The organism is Streptomyces sp. NPDC104814 (assembly GCF_055583185.1).
This window is the reverse complement of the sequence record NZ_JBVJOL010000005.1, coordinates 17,741-37,458: the sequence shown is the minus strand read 5'-3', so window position 1 is coordinate 37,458 and position 19,718 is coordinate 17,741. Positions and strand designations below refer to the sequence as shown.

Annotated in this window: 10 protein-coding genes; 7 read left to right on the top strand and 3 right to left on the bottom strand. The window is 70.3% G+C overall.

What is annotated here, in order from left to right; translation table 11 throughout:
- The first annotated feature begins 37 nt into the window (after positions 1–37).
- From ACZ64A_RS18460 to ACZ64A_RS18445, 4 genes are all read left to right on the top strand, one after another.
- Complete coding sequence (locus tag ACZ64A_RS18460; RefSeq protein WP_469811417.1) at positions 38–1,198, top strand: hypothetical protein; 1,161 nt, start codon at positions 38–40, stop codon at positions 1,196–1,198.
- 296 nt (positions 1,199–1,494) lie between these two features.
- A complete protein-coding gene (locus ACZ64A_RS18455; protein WP_469811416.1) occupies positions 1,495–1,806 on the top strand; it encodes a hypothetical protein in 312 nt (103 codons plus the stop codon).
- A gap of 96 nt (positions 1,807–1,902) precedes the next feature.
- Complete coding sequence (gene argS, locus ACZ64A_RS18450) at positions 1,903–3,666, top strand: arginine--tRNA ligase (protein ID WP_469811415.1); 1,764 nt, start codon at positions 1,903–1,905, stop codon at positions 3,664–3,666.
- A 62-nt stretch (positions 3,667–3,728) separates the two neighbouring features.
- The gene (locus ACZ64A_RS18445) at positions 3,729–4,205 is read left to right on the top strand and encodes a DUF5959 family protein (protein WP_469811414.1); all 477 of its coding nucleotides are present in this window, start codon (positions 3,729–3,731) and stop codon (positions 4,203–4,205) included.
- A gap of 84 nt (positions 4,206–4,289) precedes the next feature.
- Here the strand turns inward: ACZ64A_RS18445 and ACZ64A_RS18440 are convergent, their stop codons facing one another.
- Complete coding sequence (locus ACZ64A_RS18440) at positions 4,290–12,074, bottom strand: ricin-type beta-trefoil lectin domain protein (protein WP_469811413.1); 7,785 nt, start codon at positions 12,072–12,074, stop codon at positions 4,290–4,292.
- A 607-nt stretch (positions 12,075–12,681) separates the two neighbouring features.
- Between ACZ64A_RS18440 and ACZ64A_RS18435 the strand changes: the two genes are divergently transcribed.
- Complete coding sequence (locus tag ACZ64A_RS18435; RefSeq protein ID WP_469811412.1) at positions 12,682–15,840, top strand: DNRLRE domain-containing protein; 3,159 nt, start codon at positions 12,682–12,684, stop codon at positions 15,838–15,840.
- 86 nt (positions 15,841–15,926) lie between these two features.
- On the opposite strand, the gene ACZ64A_RS18430 is transcribed toward ACZ64A_RS18435, so the two are convergent.
- On the bottom strand, positions 15,927–17,129 hold the full coding sequence (locus ACZ64A_RS18430) for an aminotransferase-like domain-containing protein (RefSeq protein WP_469811411.1): 1,203 nt from the start codon (positions 17,127–17,129) through the stop codon (positions 15,927–15,929).
- A 284-nt stretch (positions 17,130–17,413) separates the two neighbouring features.
- Here ACZ64A_RS18430 and ACZ64A_RS18425 point away from each other — a divergent pair, with 284 nt between their 5' ends.
- A complete protein-coding gene (locus ACZ64A_RS18425) occupies positions 17,414–17,668 on the top strand; it encodes a hypothetical protein (RefSeq protein ID WP_469811410.1) in 255 nt (84 codons plus the stop codon).
- Here ACZ64A_RS18425 and hemB read toward each other — a convergent pair.
- Positions 17,632–18,624 carry a porphobilinogen synthase gene (hemB, locus tag ACZ64A_RS18420; RefSeq protein WP_469811409.1) on the bottom strand — a complete coding sequence of 331 codons (993 nt, stop codon included), beginning with the start codon at positions 18,622–18,624 and terminating at the stop codon, positions 17,632–17,634. The genes ACZ64A_RS18425 and hemB overlap by 37 nt on opposite strands.
- 177 nt (positions 18,625–18,801) lie before the next feature.
- On the opposite strand from hemB, the gene ACZ64A_RS18415 reads away from it, so the two are divergent.
- A complete protein-coding gene (locus ACZ64A_RS18415) occupies positions 18,802–19,662 on the top strand; it encodes an alpha/beta fold hydrolase (protein ID WP_469811407.1) in 861 nt (286 codons plus the stop codon).
- The last annotated feature ends 56 nt before the right edge of the window (positions 19,663–19,718 follow it).

The window sequence follows — 19,718 nt, the reverse complement described above, 5'->3', positions numbered from 1 at the left end:
ACTGCCCGACGGAACGGCCGGCGAAGGGGTGGGGGCCATGCGGAGCGGTATCGGACGGGCAGCACGGATCGCCGGCGCGGCGGCGGCCGCGCTGCTGCTCGGGGCGGTGGCGGCACCGGCGGCGCGGGCCGTACCGGCGGCGCCGGCGCAGGCCGATGTGCGCACGTCGCTGGTGCCGGAGCCGGCGGTGCTGGCGCCCGGCCGCACGTTCCAGCTGAACGTGGCGGCGGACCTGGTCTCGGGCACGGTCCCCGAACTGGCGACGGTGATCACTCTCCCGGCCGGTCTGACCTACCTGCGCCCCACCGACCACGACGACCTGGAGTACACCCGCTGCGTACCGTCCGCGGACGGCCGCACGGTCACCTGCCGCTCCCTGGACGCCCCGCACGAGCATGTGTGGGAGCAGCTGTCCGTGCGGGTCGGCCGGGGCGTGGCGGCGGGCACCACCCTGGCGATGACGGCCACGGCCGTCATCGGGGACGCCGTCGACACCAGGCCGCAGGACAACACGGCGACGGCGTCCGTCACGGTCGAGACGGGTCAGGACCTCGGCCTGGCGTGGCAGCGGGACAAGGTGTCGGTGAAGCCGGGCGAGGACGTGCGCACGGACCTGGTGGTGACCAATCACGGTCCGGGTCCGGTCCGGCTCGCCGCGGTGCGCTTCTTCGTGGGCTACGACCACTGGCCGAAGCCGGGCTACGACTCCACCTGCTGGGCCGACCCGGGAGAGCTGATCTGCGACCTGCCCGAGCTGGCCTCGGGCGAGTCCCGCACGTACTCCTTCATCTGGAACTTCCCGCGCAAGGCCGCCGGGACGACCTACCGGGTACCGGCCGACCTGCTGGCGAACGGCCCCCTGGACCCGGACCCGGCGAACGACCAGGACACCCTGGTCTTCACGATCACGGGCCCGGCCGAGCCCACGCACAAGCCGACCCCGAGGCCCACTGCGAAGCCGACCCCGAAGCCGACGGCGACCCCCGCGCCGTCGCCCACGTCGACCGCCTCGACCGGGGCGCCCGCCACCGGCACGGGGACCGGTACCGGCACCGGCGGCACCCCGCAGGGCGGCTCCGGCGAACTCGCCTCGACCGGCACCGACGGCCTCACCACGGCCACCGCGGCAGCGGCGGCGCTCACCGTCGCGGGCGGCGCGCTCGCCCTGGCACGCCGGGTCCGCCGCCGGGAGCACTGAGCCGGTGGGCCACCGATGGGCCGCGGGCGCGGCCGTCCTCGTACTGCTGGCCGCGTCCGCGCCCGTGGCACAGGCGGCGGACACCGTCACCGGCGACGGGTCCGCCGACCTCGGCCTCGTGTGGCGGAAGCCGTCCGGGCCGGTCGCTCCCGGCGAGGGCGTGGAGACGCCCTTGGTGGTGACCAACCACGGCCCGGCCACGGCCACCCAGCTGGAACTGACGATGACCGTCATGGGGGACTACTGGCCGGGCGGCCCGCGAGGACGTCGCCTACCGGTGCTGGACCGACCCGGGCGTGGTGATGTGCCTGCTGTTCGAGCTGGCCCCGGGCGAGAGCATCACCCTCCCCGTGGGATGGCGCTTCCCCCGTAAGGCAGCCGGCACGACCTACAAGGCTCCCGCCTCGGTCACCGGCGTCCCGGACGACCCGGACACGTCGAACAACGCGGACAGCATCGACTTCGTCATCGCCGAGAAGCCCCCGCCGAAGCCCGCACCCCACCGGCCGTGGCGCGTCGTCACCGCCGCGGCGGCGGGCGCCGCGGTCGCGCTCGCGGTCGCCGCCGGCGCGCTGATCCGGCGCAGGCGGGCCCGTCGGCGGGCGTGAGCACCGGGGCGGCCGCCCGAGCCCGGAAAACGGTTTTACCCCCATGGGATACTGGCCGTGTCCACACACCCCACGAGGAGAACGGCACCCATTCCTATGGCCTCGGTCACGTCCCTCACCGCTTCCGTCCACCAGCGCCTCGCGTCCGCGCTGTCGGCTGCCCTTCCCGAGGCCGCCGGCGCCGACCCGCTGCTGCGACGAAGCGACCGGGCGGACTACCAGGCCAACGGCATCCTCGCCCTGGCGAAGAAGGCCAAGGCCAACCCGCGGGAGCTGGCCACGCAGGTCGTCGCGCAGGTGACCACCGGTGACCTGATCCAGGACATCGAGGTCTCCGGCCCCGGCTTCCTGAACGTCACGATCACCGACCGGGCGATCACCGAGAACCTCGCCGCGCGCGCCGCGGACAGCGAGGGCCGGCTCGGCGTGCCGCGGGCGGAGCAGCCGGGCACCACGGTCGTCGACTACGCGCAGCCGAACGTGGCCAAGGAGATGCACGTCGGTCATCTGCGGTCCGCGGTGATCGGCGACTCGGTGGTGCAGCTGCTGGAGTTCACCGGCGAGAACGTGGTGCGCCGGCACCACATCGGCGACTGGGGCACCCAGTTCGGCATGCTCATCCAGTACCTGGACGAGCACCCGCACGAGCTGGACCACAGCGGCGCCGAGGTGAGCGGCGAGGAGGCCATGTCCAACCTGGACCGCCTCTACAAGGCCGCGCGCCGCAAGTTCGACTCCGACGAGGAGTTCAAGACGCGCGCCCGCCGCCGGGTGGTGGACCTGCAGGCCGGTGACCCGCACACGCTGGCCATGTGGCAGAAGTTCGTGGACGAGTCGAAGATCTACTTCTTCTCCGTCTTCGAGAAGCTGGACCTGGAGGTCCGCGACCCCGACATCGTCGGCGAGTCCGGCTACAACGACATGCTCGCGGAGACCTGCCGTCTGCTGGAGGAGTCGGGCGTCGCGGTCCGCTCCGAGGGCGCGCTGTGCGTGTTCTTCGACGACATCAAGGGCCCGGACGGCAACCCGGTCCCGCTGATCGTGCAGAAGTCCGACGGCGGCTACGGCTACGCGGCGACCGACCTCTCCGCGATCCGTGACCGCGTGTTCAACCTGAAGGCGAACACGCTGCTGTACGTGGTCGACGCCCGTCAGTCCCTGCACTTCAAGATGGTCTTCGAGACCGCGCGCAAGGCCGGCTGGCTGAACGACGACGTGAAGGCGCACCAGCTGGCGTTCGGCACGGTCCTCGGCAAGGACGGCAAGCCGTTCAAGACGCGTGAGGGCGAGACGGTCCGGCTGGTCGACCTCCTCGACGAGGCGATCGACCGCGCGTCGGCCGTCGTCCGGGAGAAGGCGCAGGACCTGTCCGAGGAGGAGATCGCCGAGCGGGGCGCCCAGGTGGGCATCGGCGCGGTGAAGTACGCGGACCTGTCGACGTCGGCGAACCGGGACTACAAGTTCGACCTGGACCAGATGGTCTCGCTGAACGGCGACACCAGCGTCTACCTCCAATACGCCTACGCCCGTATCCAGTCCATCCTGCGCAAGGCCGGCGAGGTCCGCCCCGCCGCCCACCCGGAGCTGGAGCTGCACGCGGCGGAGCGCGCGCTGGGCCTGCACGTGGACGCGTTCGCGGAGATCGTCGCGGAGGCGGCGGCGGAGTACGCCCCGCACAAGATGACGGCGTACCTGTACCAGCTGGCGTCGCTCTACACGACGTTCTACGACAAGTGCCCGGTCCTGAAGGCGGACACCCCGGCCCAGGTCGAGAACCGCCTGTTCCTGTGCGACGTGACCGCGAAGACCCTGCACCAGGGCATGGCCCTGCTGGGGATCAGGACGCCTGAGCGGCTCTGACGCCGGCCCAACGACAAGCCCCGCCGGGTGATACCCGGCGGGGCTTGTTGTTGGATGGGGTGATGAGCTACGAGGACGAGCACGGTGCCGTGGACCTGGTCAGAGTGGTGGACCACGAGTCCTGTTTCCGCATCCGCGTCCTGGGCCGGAGAGCACCCGGGGTGCTGCCCCTGCACGACCTGCTGGACGCGGAGATCCTCATCGAGACGAGCTTCGTTCGCGGGCGCCTGCGGATCGGTTTCTCCCCCAGGGACCTGGAGGAGTGGGCCCGGTGTCTCGCCGGGCTCCGGGCCGGCCGGGACGTCGCATGGCTGGACCAGGGCAACGATCCCGCGGTCCGCGTCACCTGGGCGGAGGACGGCGAGGTCGTTGTCGTGCGGGTCGAGGACGCGGCCGCCTCCGGCGCCGTCGTCGACGTGCCCCTCGCGGTGTCGGACGGCTGGCTCGACGAGCAGCAGGAACTGCTGGCCGGCGTGCGCCGGACCTGGCCGAGCGAGGTGCGCCAGACGTCGCCCGGCGCGTACGAGTGGCGTCGCTGACGGCGGGCGGCGACAAGACGAAGAGGGGGGAGCTCCGGCCGGAGCTCCCCCCTCAGTCATTCAGGGCGCATGCAGAACTGGCATTCAGGGCTGGAAGAAGGTCCGCCCCATGTACCAGCCGTTGTCGTCGAACGCCTCGATCGTGACGGCGAACGGGACGTCACCGCCTGGATGGTAGTGCGGTGTCGACGAGTACATGATCGTCGCCTGGTTGTCCGTCACATGCGCGACGATCTCCTTCTCGAACTTGTTCATGTCCTCGTTGTCGACCTTCGCGTTCGTCCGGACGAGGTTCGCCTCCACGTCTCCGGAACCACCGGCCGCCTTCGGGATGAGGTGACCGCGGGCGTCGCCGTTGTCGCCGCTGACGAAGCCCGGGGGCCTGATGCGCCGGTTCGCCTTGGTGCCCACATCGGCGGCGACCAGTTCCGGCGTGATGATCCCGACGGCACCGGAGCGCCGCCCGTCCGCGTCCACGGATCCGTAGTCGAGCTCCGCGCCACCGTGGTTGCAGTTGTGGACGAGAACCGAGGTGCCGGCCGCCACGACGTAGTACGTGTGGACGTCGGACACCGTCAGGTTGTGAACGGTGGCCGCCGGGGTCGTCCAGCGGTCGATCGCCGTGATCTGGACGTAGGTGCCCGCGCTGGTCTGCAGCCACTCGCCGGCGTGCAGGTCGGTGGCCTTGATCCACGAGTGGAGCTCGGGGACCCAGAAGGGGTGGCCGTCGGTCGCGGTGACCTGGGCCGTCCTGCTGCCCTTCTTGCCGTCGACGTCGATCGTGACCTTGACCAGGTGCTTCAGGCCGTGGCCACGGATCTCGGCCGTGACGGTCTCGATGCGGCGCTCACCGGTCTTCGGGTCGGTGGTGACGACCTTGTCGCCGGTCTTGACCTTCTCGATCGGCTTGGTGGTGCCGTCGGCCATCAGGACCTGGGTGCCCGGGACGAAGCTGTTGCACGTCCCGCCGCCCTCGGCCTTGCCCGAGCCGCCGCTGCCGCTGGTCCCGCCGTTGCTCTTGGAGGAGCCGCCCGACTTGCCGCCGGGCTTGGAGCCCCCGCCGCTGCCGCCGCCGCCCTTGCCTCCGCCACCGCCGCCGCGGGTGTGCGAGGACACCTTCGGGGCCGCGTGGGCCTGCGCCGCCTTGTGGCGCGGGTTGCCGGTCTTCCTGGCTGCCTCCAGTGCCCTGTCGGCGGTTCTCTTGGCTGCCTCGGCCGCTCTCTTCTTCGCCCGTTGCGCCGCGAGCTTCTTGGCGCGTTCGATGGCGAGTTTCTTCGCTCTGAGTGCCGCGGCCTCGGCTGCCTTGGCCGCCTTCAGGACGATCTCGGCTGCCTTCTTGGCCGCCTTGAAGGACTCGACGGCCTTGATGGTGCGCTTGACGGCCTTGATGACGGAGGGGATCTTGCCCAGCTTGGTCCACGGGATGGCGTCGACCGCGATGCTGATGCAGGACCACATGTCGCCGCCGAAGCACGCCATGGCGTCGTTGATGCCGATGAAGTCCTTCAGCGTCTCCCACGCCACGGCCAGGATCACCGAGGTGAGGGACTTGCCCTGCATCGCCTGTGCCTGCGCGACCTGCGCCGCGGACAGACCCGCGCCCGCGAGGGCCGCGGCCCGCTCGGAAGCGGTCAGCACGATGGATTCGCCCGACGGGTCGGAGAACGTCGCCGGGTTGTTGTGCGCGTAGGCGTACCCGTTGGACTGCAGGACGTCGTTGAGGTCCAGCACCGGGTCGGCGGACAGGAAGCGTCCGACCACCGGGTCGTACAGACGCGCGCCCAGCGGGACGAAACCGGAGCTGTCGTCGAGCGGGGACCCCAGGAACCCGGTGTGGGACTGCCGGTTGACGCCGGCCGTGTCGGCACCGCGCTGGTTGCCGAACGGGTCCTGCTTGCGGATCCGCACCGACATGCCGCCGTCCAGGGCGACCTCGGCGTACGGGCTGCCCTGGTGGTCCGTGGTCATGGCGACCAGCTTGTCGGCGCCGGTGCCGTAGGCGTAGCGCATGACGGCACCGCCGGGAGCGGGGTAGGTGCGCTGGGTGTTGACCAGGACGCCGCCCTTCTGGACGGTGACCTCGGCATCGCCCACGGTGAGCGTGGCCTGCTTGCCCTTGATGGTCAGCAGACGCGAGCCGTCGGGGCCGTAGATGTAGCGGGTGTCGTTCTGCGGCGCCCACTGCTGCTCGGCCTTGGTGCTGTCACAGGTGGCCAGCACGATCGGGGTCGAGTTCGCCGAGTTGGCGCCCTGGACCGCCAGGCACAGGCCCGACGCCACGTGGGTCAGCTGACCCGAGGCGTTGCGCTTGAGCTCCTGGCCGGCCGAGCCGTCGCACTTCTGGAGCTGAACGGCCGAGCCGGCGGTGTTGCCGGCGGGCTGGACGCACCAGTTGTCGTAGACGTTCAGCGTTCCCTGGTCGGGGTTGGTCCCGCCCGGGGTCTGGCTGAAGCGCCAGTTCTGCGCCGGCGAGGCGTTGCAGCCATAGAGCTGGATCGCCGTACCGGCGACCGCGAGGCCGCTCCTGAGGTCGAGGCACTTGTCGGCGAGACCCACGTACGGGGTCTTGCCGCCGGTGCCCGCACCGGTGATCCGGTCGACCTGTCCGTCGTACGTCCAGCTCAGCGTCTGCTTGTCGCCGTTCTGGAGCGAGGTGATGGTCTTGGTGTCGCCGGTGAGCTCGTACAGACGCTCCGCCTCGGCCTTGACCTGCGCGCCGGCCGGCGTGGTGTAGGTCTTGGACACCTTGGTCAGCGTGCGCGGCTGGGAGCCGTCGGCCTTGCCGTAGGCGTAGGTGGTCGTGGCGTCCTTGGCGGTGTTGCCGGTGAGGTCCTTCTCGGTCAGCTTGGTGCGGTTGCCGAGCAGGTCGTACTCGTACTCCTGCCAGTAGCCGGACTTGTCCGTGCCGGGCGCCACGTTCAGCGCACCGTCGGTGTTCTTCGGCGAGAGGCAAGCGGTGTCGGGCTTGGACGTCAGGTCCTTGGCCGTCCACGCCGTCTTCAGCTCACCCAGCGGGTTGTACGCGAAGCACTGGCGTTCCTCGATGCCGGTCGCCCCCTCGGTGATCGAGGTGACGTTTCCGGACGGGTCGTAGGTGTACGACCGCTTGGAGACGAGGTTGCCGCCGACCAGGGAAGTGTCGCCGGCGTTGGTGGCGCCCTTCTCCCGGAAGACCTGCTGGTCCTTCAGCTCACCGCTGGACTCGTCGAACGTGTTCTGCGTCCACACGCGGTAGGGCTGGGCGCCCAGCGTGGAGCGCAGCACCTGGCCGTAGGGGTCGTAGACCGTCTCGGAGCCGTACCAGTCCTTGCCGGACACGGAGAGCGGCTTGCCGTCCTCGTTGTAGCGAACGACCAGCTTCTCGGAGTCGAACTTGCCGACCTTCGGCAGCGTGGACTCCTCCAGCATGCCGTTGTCACTGTACTTGTAGGAGTACGAGTACGAGGAGTCCAGGCCCCAGGCGGAGGCCAGGGTGGTCGGCAGGGTCAGCGTGGTCGAGGTCGGCTGGTAGTCCTTGTTGTAGCCGTCGACCTGCTGGGTGTAGGCATCACCGTCGGTGTAGCGGGTGGCGGTGTAGGGCATGCCCTTGCCGCCGGGCGCCAGGTCGTAGGTGAAGTTGGCCAGGAGGGTGCCGTCCGCGGCGCCCAGATGCTCCTCCGTGGGGCGCGACAGCTGGTCGTAGTTGTACCAGACGTCGATGCCGCGGGCGTTCTTGCTGTGCAGCACCCGGTCGTGGCTGTCGTACCACGTGGAGACGGTGCCCGAGTCCGGGTCCGTCGCCGTGTCCTGGCGACCGCGGTGGTCGTACGTCCACGTCCACGGGTGAGCGGCGTCGGCGGTGTTGGTCGCCTTCACCAGCATGCCGCGGGCGTCGTACTCGTACTTCATCGAGGTGAAGCCGCCGGGCGCGTCCGGGTTGAAGGTGTCGACCCTCTTGGTGCGGCCGAGGGCGTCGGTGAAGACCTGGTAGGAGGACGTCCCCTGCGGGTTGACGACCTTCGACCAGTCCAGGCCGTACTCGTACTTGGTGGCCCGCGCCGGGACCTCCTTCGCGGTGACCTCGTGCGTGTCCGGGTCCTCGACCTTGAGGACCGGCGTCTCCTGGACCACGCGGCCCGAGCCGTCGTAGGTGTAGCGGGTGATGTTGGGGACCTGAGTGTCGGCCTCCGGGGAGAACAGCTCGCCGGGCTTGGAGTCGTAGGTCAGGTAGGCGTTGTTGGTCTGCCAGACCTCACCGGAGCTGTTGTAGAGCGTGTCGGTGATCAGCCAGCCGCCACCGTCCGCCTGTTCTTGCTGCTGGCGTTCGCGGCCGAGGCCGTCGTAGAGGGTGACGGAGGTGTCGATCTTGTCGTTGTAGCCGCGCGAATAGGTGGTGACGTAGGACGGCTTGCGGTCCTCGCCTGCCACGTACGGCGGAACCGTGTAGACGGCCCGGAAGTCCGGCACCGCGGTGTCGGACGGGGCGCGGTCCGCGGCCCAGGCCTTCTCGAGCCGGCCCAGCGGGTCGAACTCCGCCTGCGTGACGTGGCCGTTGGCGTCGACCGTCTTGGTCGTGGTGCCACGACCGGGCTCGAGCTCACGGCTCTCGGAGTGACCGACCGCGTTGGTCTCGGTGACCTTGAAGACCTGACCGGTGGCCGGCTCGTAGGTGATCAGACCCGACGTCTTGTGGTCCGTGTCGGTGGTGCGGGTGACACGGCCGATCGCGTCGAACTCGGTCGTCCCCTCCGACTGCCAGCCGTTGCCGTCACCGTTGATCGACCAGGATTCCGACGCCTCGCCCTTGCTGGTGTCGGCGAGCGCGACCCCATAGCCCTGGCCGTCGTACGCGGTACGGATACCGCTGCTCAGCGACCCGAGGTTGCTGAAGTCGGCGGCAGCACACGTCGTCGGAGAGACCAGAACCTGCTTGGTCAGCCCGATCAGGTTCTTCGCCGTGTTGTGGATGTACTCCGACTTGGTGCAGGACTCGTCGCCGGTCTTGCCCGTGTCACCCAGCGATTCCACCAGCACCGGCAGACCATAGGTTGGCTCATACGTCGTGTGGGTCTTGACGATCCGCTCGGTGCGGGTGTCGTCGCTGTTCGTGCCCGACGACTTGGTGTACGCGATCTCGTCCGGCTCCGTCACACGCCAGGCGCGCAGGGGGTCGAGGCCGTCGTCGCGGTCGCGGTGGGCCAGTTCGGTGGCCTCGGGGACGGTGATCGAGCGGGACACCCAGTCGGTGTCGGCGTCGTCGGCGTTGTTGTAGTCGAGTTCTTCGGCGATGCGGCCGGCGAAGGCCTCGCGGTCCTTGGCGATCTCGGTGCCGGTGATGTCCTTCACGGACACGGTGTCACCCATGCCGCGGAAGAAGCGGGTCACCGCCTTGGAGCGCTTGGAGCCGATCGACGCGTCGTCGGTGCCGGTGATCACCGTGGTCTGCTCGACGCCCGCGAACTGCGAGTACGTCCGCGTGGACTTCTTGGTGAACTCCTGGTCGGCGAGCTTCCAGCCCGGGTTCTTGTAGACGTACGCCGTCTTCGTCGCGAACGCGCCGTCGACGTTGGGGAGTTCCTCGATGGAGTCCACCACGTACTTGTGGAACCAGTCGATGTCCTCGACCTCAGGATCCGGCGCCCAGAACGAGGGGTAGCACAGGCGGGTGTTGGACTTCAGGCCCGCGGTGTCCTTCTTGTCCGGCAGGTTGGTGCCGGTGGCGCAGTCACCCTCGGGCTTCTTGTACGTGACGACGGTCTCGCCGCCGTACTCGTTGATGACACGCGCGATCCGCAGCCGGGAGAAACCGGGCCGCGGGTCGTTCGGGCGCATCACCCGGTTGGGCATGTCCTCGGCATTGGACTCGAAACGCACCGCGTTCATGGTGACGCTCTTGTCCGTGCTGCCGTTGCGGGCGTAGCCGGTGCGCTGCACCGACTCCAGCCACAGCGCCGTGTTCGGACCGGTCTTCAAAACGGGGAAGCTCTGGGTGAGCGCGTAGCGGTCCACGACCTGGCGGGCGGTGGTGTCCGTGCGGCGCTGCGCCGAGGTCTGGATCTGCGTCAGCCGCTTGCGGCTCCAGAAGGAGGGGCCGGCGTTCCAGCACTTCGTCTTGTAGGTGGAGGTGACCTGCTTGCAGTTCAGGTCGGCCGGGGTGTCGTACCAGATGCGGTACTTGCCCGGGTCCTTGTCCTCGAAGTTCGCGTCCGAGCACGTCAGGGTGCCCTCGGTGAGGCAGCGCTCGGCGACGGTGAAGTTCACCCGGGCCGGAGCGGTCGCGGAGAACAGGGTGTCCTTGCGCTGGCCGTAGTCGATGTGGTCCAGCCAGCCGTCACGGTCGTAGACGACCGGCGCCTTGAAGTCGAAGTTACGGGCGTAGTAGTTCTGCGCCTTCTTCCACCACAAGGACATCGCGTTGCCGTGGATGTCCTCGACGTAGTCCAGGCTCCACCGCCAGCCCTGGGTGCACCACGAGTGGGCCCAGTCACCGGCCTTGTAGCAGTCCTCGCCCTCGTGGTTGCCGTAGACGGGGACGGTGAGGACGGAGTCGGTCGTCGGCTGCCCGGACGCCCAGCCCGGCAGCTTGTTCATGCCGAAGTAGTAGCGGGTGCCGTCCTTGGTGGTGACCACCCAGTACTCGCCGTTGCGGGCGCCGTTGGCGTTGTCCGTGTCGGTGAGGCGCTCGATCTTGGAGCCGTCACCGTTGGCGGTGAACCACTTGCCCTGGTCCTTGTCCCAGACCAGCTCGGTGGTCATCCCGCCCAGCGACAGCGTGGCGTTCATCGAACCCCAGCACAGGTCCGCCGTGCGGTGGGTCTTGTTGTTCGACCCCTCCTTCTTGGAGTCCTCACGGCAGTTGGCGTAGGTGCGGGTGATCGAACCGGGGTTGTAGTCCCAGCCGTCACCGATCCAGGAGGCCTGGTTGTTCGTCGCCGACGTCCGGCCGTCCACCGACTGCGACGAGTAGCCCAGGGAGATCTTCGGCATCAGACCGCCGGCGGTCTCCGGCACCTGCACGTCGTAGGAGTACGTGAACGCGCCGGAAGAAGAACCCGCGGCCCAGGAACCGGAGGACAGCAGCGGGGACGCGGTGAAGTCCCCCGACGCGGACGCTCCGGTGTCCATCGCGCCGATCACCTGCGGACCCGAGGCGTCGACGACCGGCAGGGCGTCACCGCTGCGGTAGGCAGCCGTGCGCGCCCCGGACTGCGTGACCCCGGCGTTGCCGCCCAGCAGGTCCCCGACCGGCACCGAACCGGTCAGGATCTTCCGCTTCGACGCCTTCTTCGCAGCCTTGGTCTTCGTCGGCGCCTTGTCCGCCGCCACGACCTTCACCGACGAACGCAACCGCTCCGGCTGCACATCGGTCTTGCCGGACATGGTGGTCGTACCCGCGTCGGTGGCGCAGTCACCCGTGTCCGGGGAGTCCATCACACAGTTCGGCAGCAGCACGAGGCCGAAACGGTCCGCGGCCTGCGGACCGTACAGGTCCGCGAAGCTCGTCGTGTCGACGGCGATGGAGACCTGCGCGGTCGGGTCCGCGTCCGCCGGCGGCGTGACCTTCATGATCATGCCGGAGACGTTCGCGTCCTGCGACGCCGTCGGCGCCGCCAGATCGACCTTCCACGTGCCGTCGATCGCCGCCGGATCGGTACCCGCAGGCACCCCGACCGCGATCGGCAGGTCATCGACCGGGACCGTCGTACCCGGCGTGGCGTCCGCGGCGAGCGTGGCGACACCGCTGTCCGCCGCCCACGGCGTGACCGCCGTCGGAGCGTACGGATCGACGGGCACCTCGGGCGCCGTGGTGAGGTTCTTCTCCGCTTCCTCGTCCGCGTCCAGCGCGGTGGGCTTCGGCAGATCCGGGAGCTTGACCTCCTCCCGGTTCATCCCGGGACCCGGTATCGCCCAGGCCTCCGTACCGAGACTGCTCACCAACAAGGCCGTGGACAACAAAAGGACGGTCGCCGCGCGGCTTTGCCGGCGGCGCCGTCGTTGTGACTCCGTCGCCGCTGGGCGCCAACGCCCCAGCCACGACGGTGGACTTTGAGCGCGCATACGCGTCGACCCCACCAAGGCATGCAAGAAAAACGACAGATGGAATCCGCACCCTCTGTCATGACCACCACGGGTTTCAACGCGGATCCCGAAAGGTTCCCGGCGAGAATGTGATCCGCGCCACGGGACGAGACCTGACTGATGGTCACCTTCATGGATAAGTCGACAAGATCACGTTTACCCGCCCCTATGACCGCACTTCAGGTGATCAAAAGCCGCACTTGCGGCATGGTCAAAGCACAGTCATGCGCTGCTCAATCGATCGTCACAACTTCATAAATTCTTCATACGTGGACTGGCTGTGCCGAACGTGTGATCGTGTGCGCGACCTTGCCCCGCGGACTGCCGACCGGGGCTGTTCGTGCTGTCCGTATCCGCCTGGTCCACACGGGAGTAGACCGCCGCCGTGTCCGCGCCGCCTCGTTTTCTCAGCCCCTTCGTGCGCACGCGCACCAGGCTGGCTGCCACCCTCGGCCTCGTACTGGCCGCCCTGACCGCAGCTCTGTTGCCCTGGTGGCAACCCGACGAAGCCTCACCACCCGTGGCCGACAAGGCCACCGACGCCCGTCCGGCCTCGACGGGCCCGCGTGACGAGAAGGCCGCCCAGGCCGAGGCCAGGCGGACCCGCAAGCAGGTCCTGATCGACACCGCGACCACCGCGACCTCGCAGACCTGGGCGCTGCCCGACGGCAAGCTGCGCACGCGGATGACCGCGACGCCGGCCCGGGCGAAGACCGCGAACGGTGTGTGGGCTGCGATCGACAACCGGCTGCGGCGGGTGAAGAACGCCCCGCGCAACCTGGGCGTCCAGCCCGTCAACGCCGCCCAGCCGATCCGCTTCTCCAGCGGCACCAAGGCCGCCCACGCCGACCGCTCCTTCGCCCGCGCGCCCCTTGCGGAAGCCCAGGACTCGGTGCTGGCCGAGGTCGACATCAACGGCCACACCGTCGCCTACACCTGGCCCGGCGCCCTGCCCGAGCCGGTCCTGGACGGCCCGCGCGCCCTGTACTCCGAGGTCCTTCCCGGCGTCGACCTGCTGCTGGTCGCCCGCGAGGAGGGCGGCTTCGCCCAGCTGCTGATCGTGAAGAACAAGGAGGCCGCGCAGTCCAAGGCGCTGGCCACCCTCAACTACGGTCTGCGGTCCAGGACGGCCGTCTTCCAGCATGACTCCGCTGCCGGCCGCATCCTGGTGAAGGACAAGGCCGGCAAGGAACTCGGGGCGATCCCGACGCCTTTCGCGTGGGACTCCGCCGGCCGCGACCCGGAGCTGGACGAGGGCAGGGGCACCCCCCGCACCTCGACCGCCACCGCCTCCGACGTGCTGAAGCTGTCGGGTCTGTCCGGTATCGAGCCCGGCGCCCACAGCGCCCCGATGCCCGTCGACCTCAAGGGTGACGGCACCGGCAGCACGCGCCTCGACCTCAACGCCGCGGGCACCGGCCTGTTCACGAAGGCGGACACGAAGTACCCCGTCTTCGTCGACCCCACCCTGAACAGCGGTTGGCTGGCCTGGACGGTCGCCTACAAGCCGTATCCGAACTCCAGTTTCTGGAACGGCACCAACTTCTCCTCCGGCACCTCCGACGCCCGCGTCGGCTACGAGAACGAGACCGGTGGCACCGCCCGCTCCTTCTGGCGGATGAACTACAGCACCAGCCTCAAGGGCGCCACGATCTCCTCGGCGACCTTCAAGGTCCTCAACAACCACTCCTGGTCCTGCACCACCCGTGAGTTCCAGTTCGCCATCACCGGGGCGATCTCCTCGGGCACGACGTGGAACAAGCAGCCCAGCTGGTCGACCGTGCAGCAGAAGAAGTCCTTCGCACACGGCTGGTCGTCCACGTCCTGCCCGGACGACTACGAGGACTTCAACGTCAAGGACGCCGCGCAGAAGGGCGCGGACGGCGGCTGGTCGAACATCACCTTCGGCCTGCGGGCCACCAGCGAGTCCGACGTGCAGACCTGGCGCAAGTTCAAGGCCACCAGCGCCGTGATGGAGGTCGTCTACAACCGGCCGCCCTCCGAGCCCACCGCCGGCAAGACCACCCCCGGCGGCAACTGCTCCATCGGCGGATCCGGTCCCACCGTCGGCAAGACCAACATCGTGCTCTCCGCCAACGCCAAGGACCCCGACGGCAACCTGAGCAAGCTGCGCTTCCGCTTCTGGAAGACCGGCGGCACCGTGCCCTCGGGCACCCTGGTCACCCCGAACTCCAGCGGCACCGCCACCCTCACCATCCCCGCCACGTTCCCGCTGGAGGACAAGGCCACCTACTCCTGGGACGTACGCGCCGAGGACAGCGGAGACAAGGACGGCAAGAACGTCCTGGTCTCGTCGTACTACCCGCCCGGCTCCGACCCGTGCCGGCTGAACGTCGACGCCAGCGCGCCGCCGCAGCCCACCGTCGACAGCGACGTCTTCCCCGAGGCCACCCCCGACGGACAGACCTGGTCCAAGGTGAAGTTCGGCAGCACCGGCGCGGTCACCTTCACCTCGCCCGGTGCGGCGAAGTTCCGCTGGTCCATCGAGGGCAACAACCCCGTCGACGTCACCGCCGCCAACGACACCGCCACCGTCGCAGCCCTGCCGCCCGCGCACGCCGGCCCCAACACGCTGCAGGTGTATGCCTACGACGCCTCCGGCAACGCCAGCAAGCGCACCGACTACACCTTCTACGTCCTCCCGCGCGACACGGCCGACGGCCCGATGGACGTCACCGGTGACTCCAAGCCCGACGACGCCCGGCCCGACCTGCTCATCGTCAACGCCGACGGCAACCTGCGCACCTGCGTCGGCGGCCCCGACGGCGACCTGTACAACTGCCTCACCGCGTCCTACGACGCCGACAAGAAGACCGACCCGGCCGGCCACTGGTTCGACCCCGCCACCGGCAAGGCCGCCCTGATCACGCACTACCAGGACGCCTACCCCGGCGACGGCTCCACCGACCTGTTCTCGGTCAGCCCCGACGGCCACTTCTACCTCTACCCCGGCGACGGTTACGGCAGCTTCGACGTCACCCAGCGCCTCGAAGTCCGCCTCCCCGCCAACGCCCCCGCCCCCTCGACGTGGACGCAGATCAAGGCCGTCGGCGACATCACCGGCGACAAGCTGCCCGATCTCGTCCTGCGCGCCGGCCCCGCGTTCTGGACCCTGTCCGGCTACACCGGCGCCACCTTCCAGACCGCCACCCTCATGGAGGGCACCGCCTGGGCCCGCCGCGAGATCGTCAACGTCGCCGACATCAGCGGCGACGGCACCCCGGACCTGCTCTGGCGCAACCTCGACAACGGCAACATGTACGACCGCCAGGGCAAGCCCGGCACCGTCGCCGGCAGCGTCGACCTGGAATCCCTCAAGGTCGCCGCCAACAGCCTCACCGGCAAGGACGAGGCCTACGGCACCAACTGGACCGACGTGAACGTCCCCACCGCCATCGGCATCCCCGACGTCAACAACGACGGCATCCCCGACATCTGGGCCCGCCTCGCATCCGACGGCTACACCCGGATCTACCACCCCTCCCGGACGAACACCAACGCACCCGTACGCGTCGTCCTCTCCGTCGACTGGAACACCGTCAAGTCCTTCGGCTGACCGACAGGAACACCGCACCACCGGGCCCCGGCCACCCCTTCAAGGGGCGGCCGGGGCCCGGCCGTTGTCGCCCTGTCCTGGCCGGCTCAGGAGGAGGCGAGGCCGGCCGCCAGCCGCCGCAGGCCCTCCCCGATCTCCTCGGGCGTCTGCGTCACGAAGCACAGCCGCAGCGTGCGCGGGTCCGGTGCGGCCGCGAAGAACGGCGTGCCGGGCACGTAGGCCACGTCGTGCCGCACGACCTGCCGCAGCAGGGCCGTCGAGTCGTACGACTGCGGCAGCCGCACCCACAGGAACATGCCGCCCTCGGGCCGGGTCCAGGTCGAAGCGGCCGGCAGCGCGTCCGGCAGCCCGGCGAGCATCGCGTCCCGGCGTTCCCCGTAGACCGCCCGGACCGTGGCCACATGGGCGTCGAGGACGTCGAGATAGCGGGCCGCGGCGAGCTGGTTGACGGTCGGGGTGTGCAGGTCGGCGGCCTGCTTGGCGACCGTGCAGGCCCGGCGCAGCTCCTGCGGCGCGCGCAGCCAGCCCAGCCGCAGCCCCGGCGCCATCACCTTGGAGAAGGAGCCGAGCAGCACCGTGCGGTCCCGGGCGTCGGCGTGCGCGGCGATCCACGGCACGGGCTCACCGTCGTAACGCAGCTCCCCGTACGGGTCGTCCTCGACGATCCACAGGCCGCACCGCACGGCGACGGCGGCGAGCGCGGCGCGGCGGGCGGCGGGCATGGTGCGGCCCGTGGGGTTCTGGAAGGTCGGCACGGTGTAGAGCAGCTTCGGCCGTTCCCGGCGCACCAGTTCCTCCAGGGCCTGCGGGTCGGGGCCGTCGTCGTCGCCGGGGACGGCGACGACGCGGGCGCCGGCCAGTCCGAAGACCTGGAGGGCGGCGAGGTAGCAGGGGTTCTCCACCAGCACGGTGTCGCCCGGGTCGAGCAGCGCGGTGGCCAGCAGGGACAGCGCCTGCTGGGAACCGGTCGTGATCAGCAGGTCGTCGGCGGCCGTCTCCAGTCCGCGCCCGCTGATCCGCGCGGCCAGCGCCTCGCGCAGCGCCGGCTCGCCCTCGGTCGTGGCGTACTGCAGGGCCCGCGCCGGGCTGTCCTCCAGCACGGCGCGGAAGGCGGCCGCGATGCCGTCGCGGTCGAACAGCTCCGGGGCCGGCAGCCCGCCCGCGAAGTTGATCACCTCGGGCCGTGCGGTGACGGCGAGGATGTCGCGTACCGGCGAGCCGCCGATGGCCGACGTCCGCAGGGCGAGCGGGGGAACGGGCGCGGTCGGGGCGGGGGCGTCGACGGTCATGACACGGCTCCTTCGGGCTGCGGTTGCCTCATGTGCTCGCAGCGTAGAGAGATGCGTGCCATCTACACCGGCCCTTTCGCCATGCGGACGCTCAGCGACGTCCCAGTAGTACGGCGTGGTGGGCCAGGGTCGGGGAGAAGGAGGAGGAGGCGGTGACGCCGCGTCCCGGACCATGTCCCAACGGGATGACGTTCACGCAGCTCAGCGCCGGTTCCGCCGTCCCTGCGTCCCGTATTCGCGGGCGGCTGTGGCGCGCGGGACGGGCGAGCGGTGAGGGTGACGTCATGCCCGTACGACACCGGACCCGCACCCTGCCCGCACGTCCTCGCCGGCTGGCCGCCGCCGCGGCCCTCGCGGTTCTCGCGGCCGGCGCCCTGGCGGGCTGCCGCGACGGCGAGGGCCTGCGCGACGAGGGCCCGTCCCACGCGCTGGGGACGTCCTCGCACGCGCTGGGGGTGTCCCCTCACGCGCCGGCCGGGCCGTCCCCCGTGCCCGTGGCGTCTCAGCGCAGCTTGCGCGCGACCTCGGTGGCCCAGTAGGTGAGGATGTTGCGCGCACCCGCCCGCTTGATGCCGGTGAGCGTCTCGAGGATCGCCCGGTCCCGCTCGATCCAGCCCTTCTCGGCGGCGGCCTCGATCATCGCGTACTCACCGGAGATCTGGTACGCCGCGACCGGCACGTCCACCGCGTCCGCGACCCGGGCCAGGATGTCCAGATACGGTCCGGCGGGCTTGACCATCACCATGTCGGCGCCCTCCTCGAGGTCGAGGGCGACTTCGCGCAGGGACTCGCGCCAGTTGGCGGGGTCCTGCTGGTAGGTCTTGCGGTCGCCCTGCAGCGAGGAGGCGACGGCCTCCCGGAAGGGGCCGTAGAAGGCGGAGGAGTACTTCGCGGTGTAGGCGAGGATCGCGACGTCCTCACGGCCGATCTGGTCGAGCGCGTCGCGGACGACACCGATCTGCCCGTCCATCATCCCGCTGGGGCCGACGACATGGGCGCCCGCGTCCGCCTGCACCTGGGCCATCTCGGCGTACCGCTCGAGGGTGGCGTCGTTGTCGACGCGCCCCTGCTCGTCGAGGACGCCGCAGTGCCCGTGGTCGGTGAACTCGTCGAGACACAGGTCGGACATGACGAGCAGCTCGTCGCCGACCTCGGCCCGCACATCGCGCAGGGCCACCTGGAGGATGCCGTCCGGGTCGGTGCCCGCGGTGCCGAGGCCGTCCTTCTTGTCGTCCTCCGGCACACCGAAGAGCATGATCCCGGAGACCCCGGCCTCCACGGCCTCGGCGGCGGCCTTCTTCAGGCTGTCCCGGGTGTGCTGCACGACCCCGGGCATCGAACCGACCGCCACCGGCTCACTCACACCCTCCCGCACGAACGCGGGCAGGATCAGATCGGCGGGGTGCAACCGGGTCTCGGCGACCATGCGCCGCATGACGGGCGTGCTGCGAAGCCGACGGGGCCGCGAACCGGGAAAAGATCCGTACTTCGACATACCGCCTACGCTACGCCCGCCCGGCCGGTGCCTTTGCCGACGCCCAGTCGGCCACGGCGGCACCGGCCGGTCGCCCCGAGCGGTGTCGGCGGTGCCGCGCGGGGCACACGCAACGCTGGACCCGCCGCGGCACGGAGCAGAGCGGCGGGCCCGCAGCGACGTCGGGAGGGACCGGGCGTGTTCGAGGGCTTCGAGACCAGGCACGTGCGGACCGACGAGGGGTCGGCCTTCGTCCGGTACGGCGGCGACGGCCCGCCCGTGGTGCTGCTGCACGGCCACCCCCGCACCTCCGCGACCTGGCACCGCGTCGCCCCGCTGCTGGTGGCGCGCGGCTTCACCGTCGTCTGCCCCGACCTGCGCGGATACGGACGCTCCCGCGGCCCGGCGCCGACAGCGGACCACGAGGCCCATTCCAAGCGGGCCACCGCCTCGGACGTGGTGGCGGTGATGCGCGCCCTGGGCCATGAGCGGTTCGCGCTCGTCGGCCACGACCGTGGGGCCGCCGTGGCGTTCCGGCTCGTCCTCGACCACCCGCGGGCGGTGGAGCGGGTGGCGCTGATCGACTGCCTGCCGCTGAGCGAGCATCTGGCGCGCATCACACCCGAGTTCGCCACCCAGTGGTGGCACTGGTTCTTCTTCGCCCAGCCGGACACCCCGGAACGCGTCATCAACGCCGACCCGGACGCCTGGTACCGGGGCGACCCGCGCACGATGGGCCAGGAGAACCACGACGAGTTCCGTGCGGCCACCCGCGACCCCGAGGTGGTGCGCGCGATGCTGGAGGACTACCGGGCCGGCCTCACCGTCGACCGGCGCCACGAGGAGGAGGACCGCGCCGCCGGCACCCGCATCCACTGCCCGGCCCTGATCCTCTGGTCCCTGCGCGACGACCTGGAGCAGCTGTACGGCGACCCGCTGCGCATCTGGCGCGCATGGGCGACGGACGTCCGCGGCCACGGCATCGACTCCGGCCACCACGTCGCCGAAGAGGCCCCCGAGGACCTGGCGGCCGCCCTGACCGGCTTCCTCACCACCTGACCGGGTGGTGAACGACGAGGGCGGAGCGTCCCGTCGTCCGGGAACGCTCCGCCCTC

Bases quoted from the DNA above. Each gene is read 5' to 3' on its own strand.
- ACZ64A_RS18440 (WP_469811413.1), bottom strand. From the start codon at position 12,074: ATGAACCGGGAGGAGGTCAAGCTCCCGGATCTGCCGAAGCCCACCGCG.
- hemB (WP_469811409.1), bottom strand. From the start codon at position 18,624: ATGTCGAAGTACGGATCTTTTCCCGGTTCGCGGCCCCGTCGGCTTCGC.
- ACZ64A_RS18445 (WP_469811414.1), top strand. From the start codon at position 3,729: ATGAGCTACGAGGACGAGCACGGTGCCGTGGACCTGGTCAGAGTGGTG.
- ACZ64A_RS18430 (WP_469811411.1), bottom strand. From the start codon at position 17,129: ATGACCGTCGACGCCCCCGCCCCGACCGCGCCCGTTCCCCCGCTCGCC.
- ACZ64A_RS18460 (WP_469811417.1), top strand. From the start codon at position 38: ATGCGGAGCGGTATCGGACGGGCAGCACGGATCGCCGGCGCGGCGGCG.
- ACZ64A_RS18425 (WP_469811410.1), top strand. From the start codon at position 17,414: ATGCCCGTACGACACCGGACCCGCACCCTGCCCGCACGTCCTCGCCGG.
- argS (WP_469811415.1), top strand. From the start codon at position 1,903: ATGGCCTCGGTCACGTCCCTCACCGCTTCCGTCCACCAGCGCCTCGCG.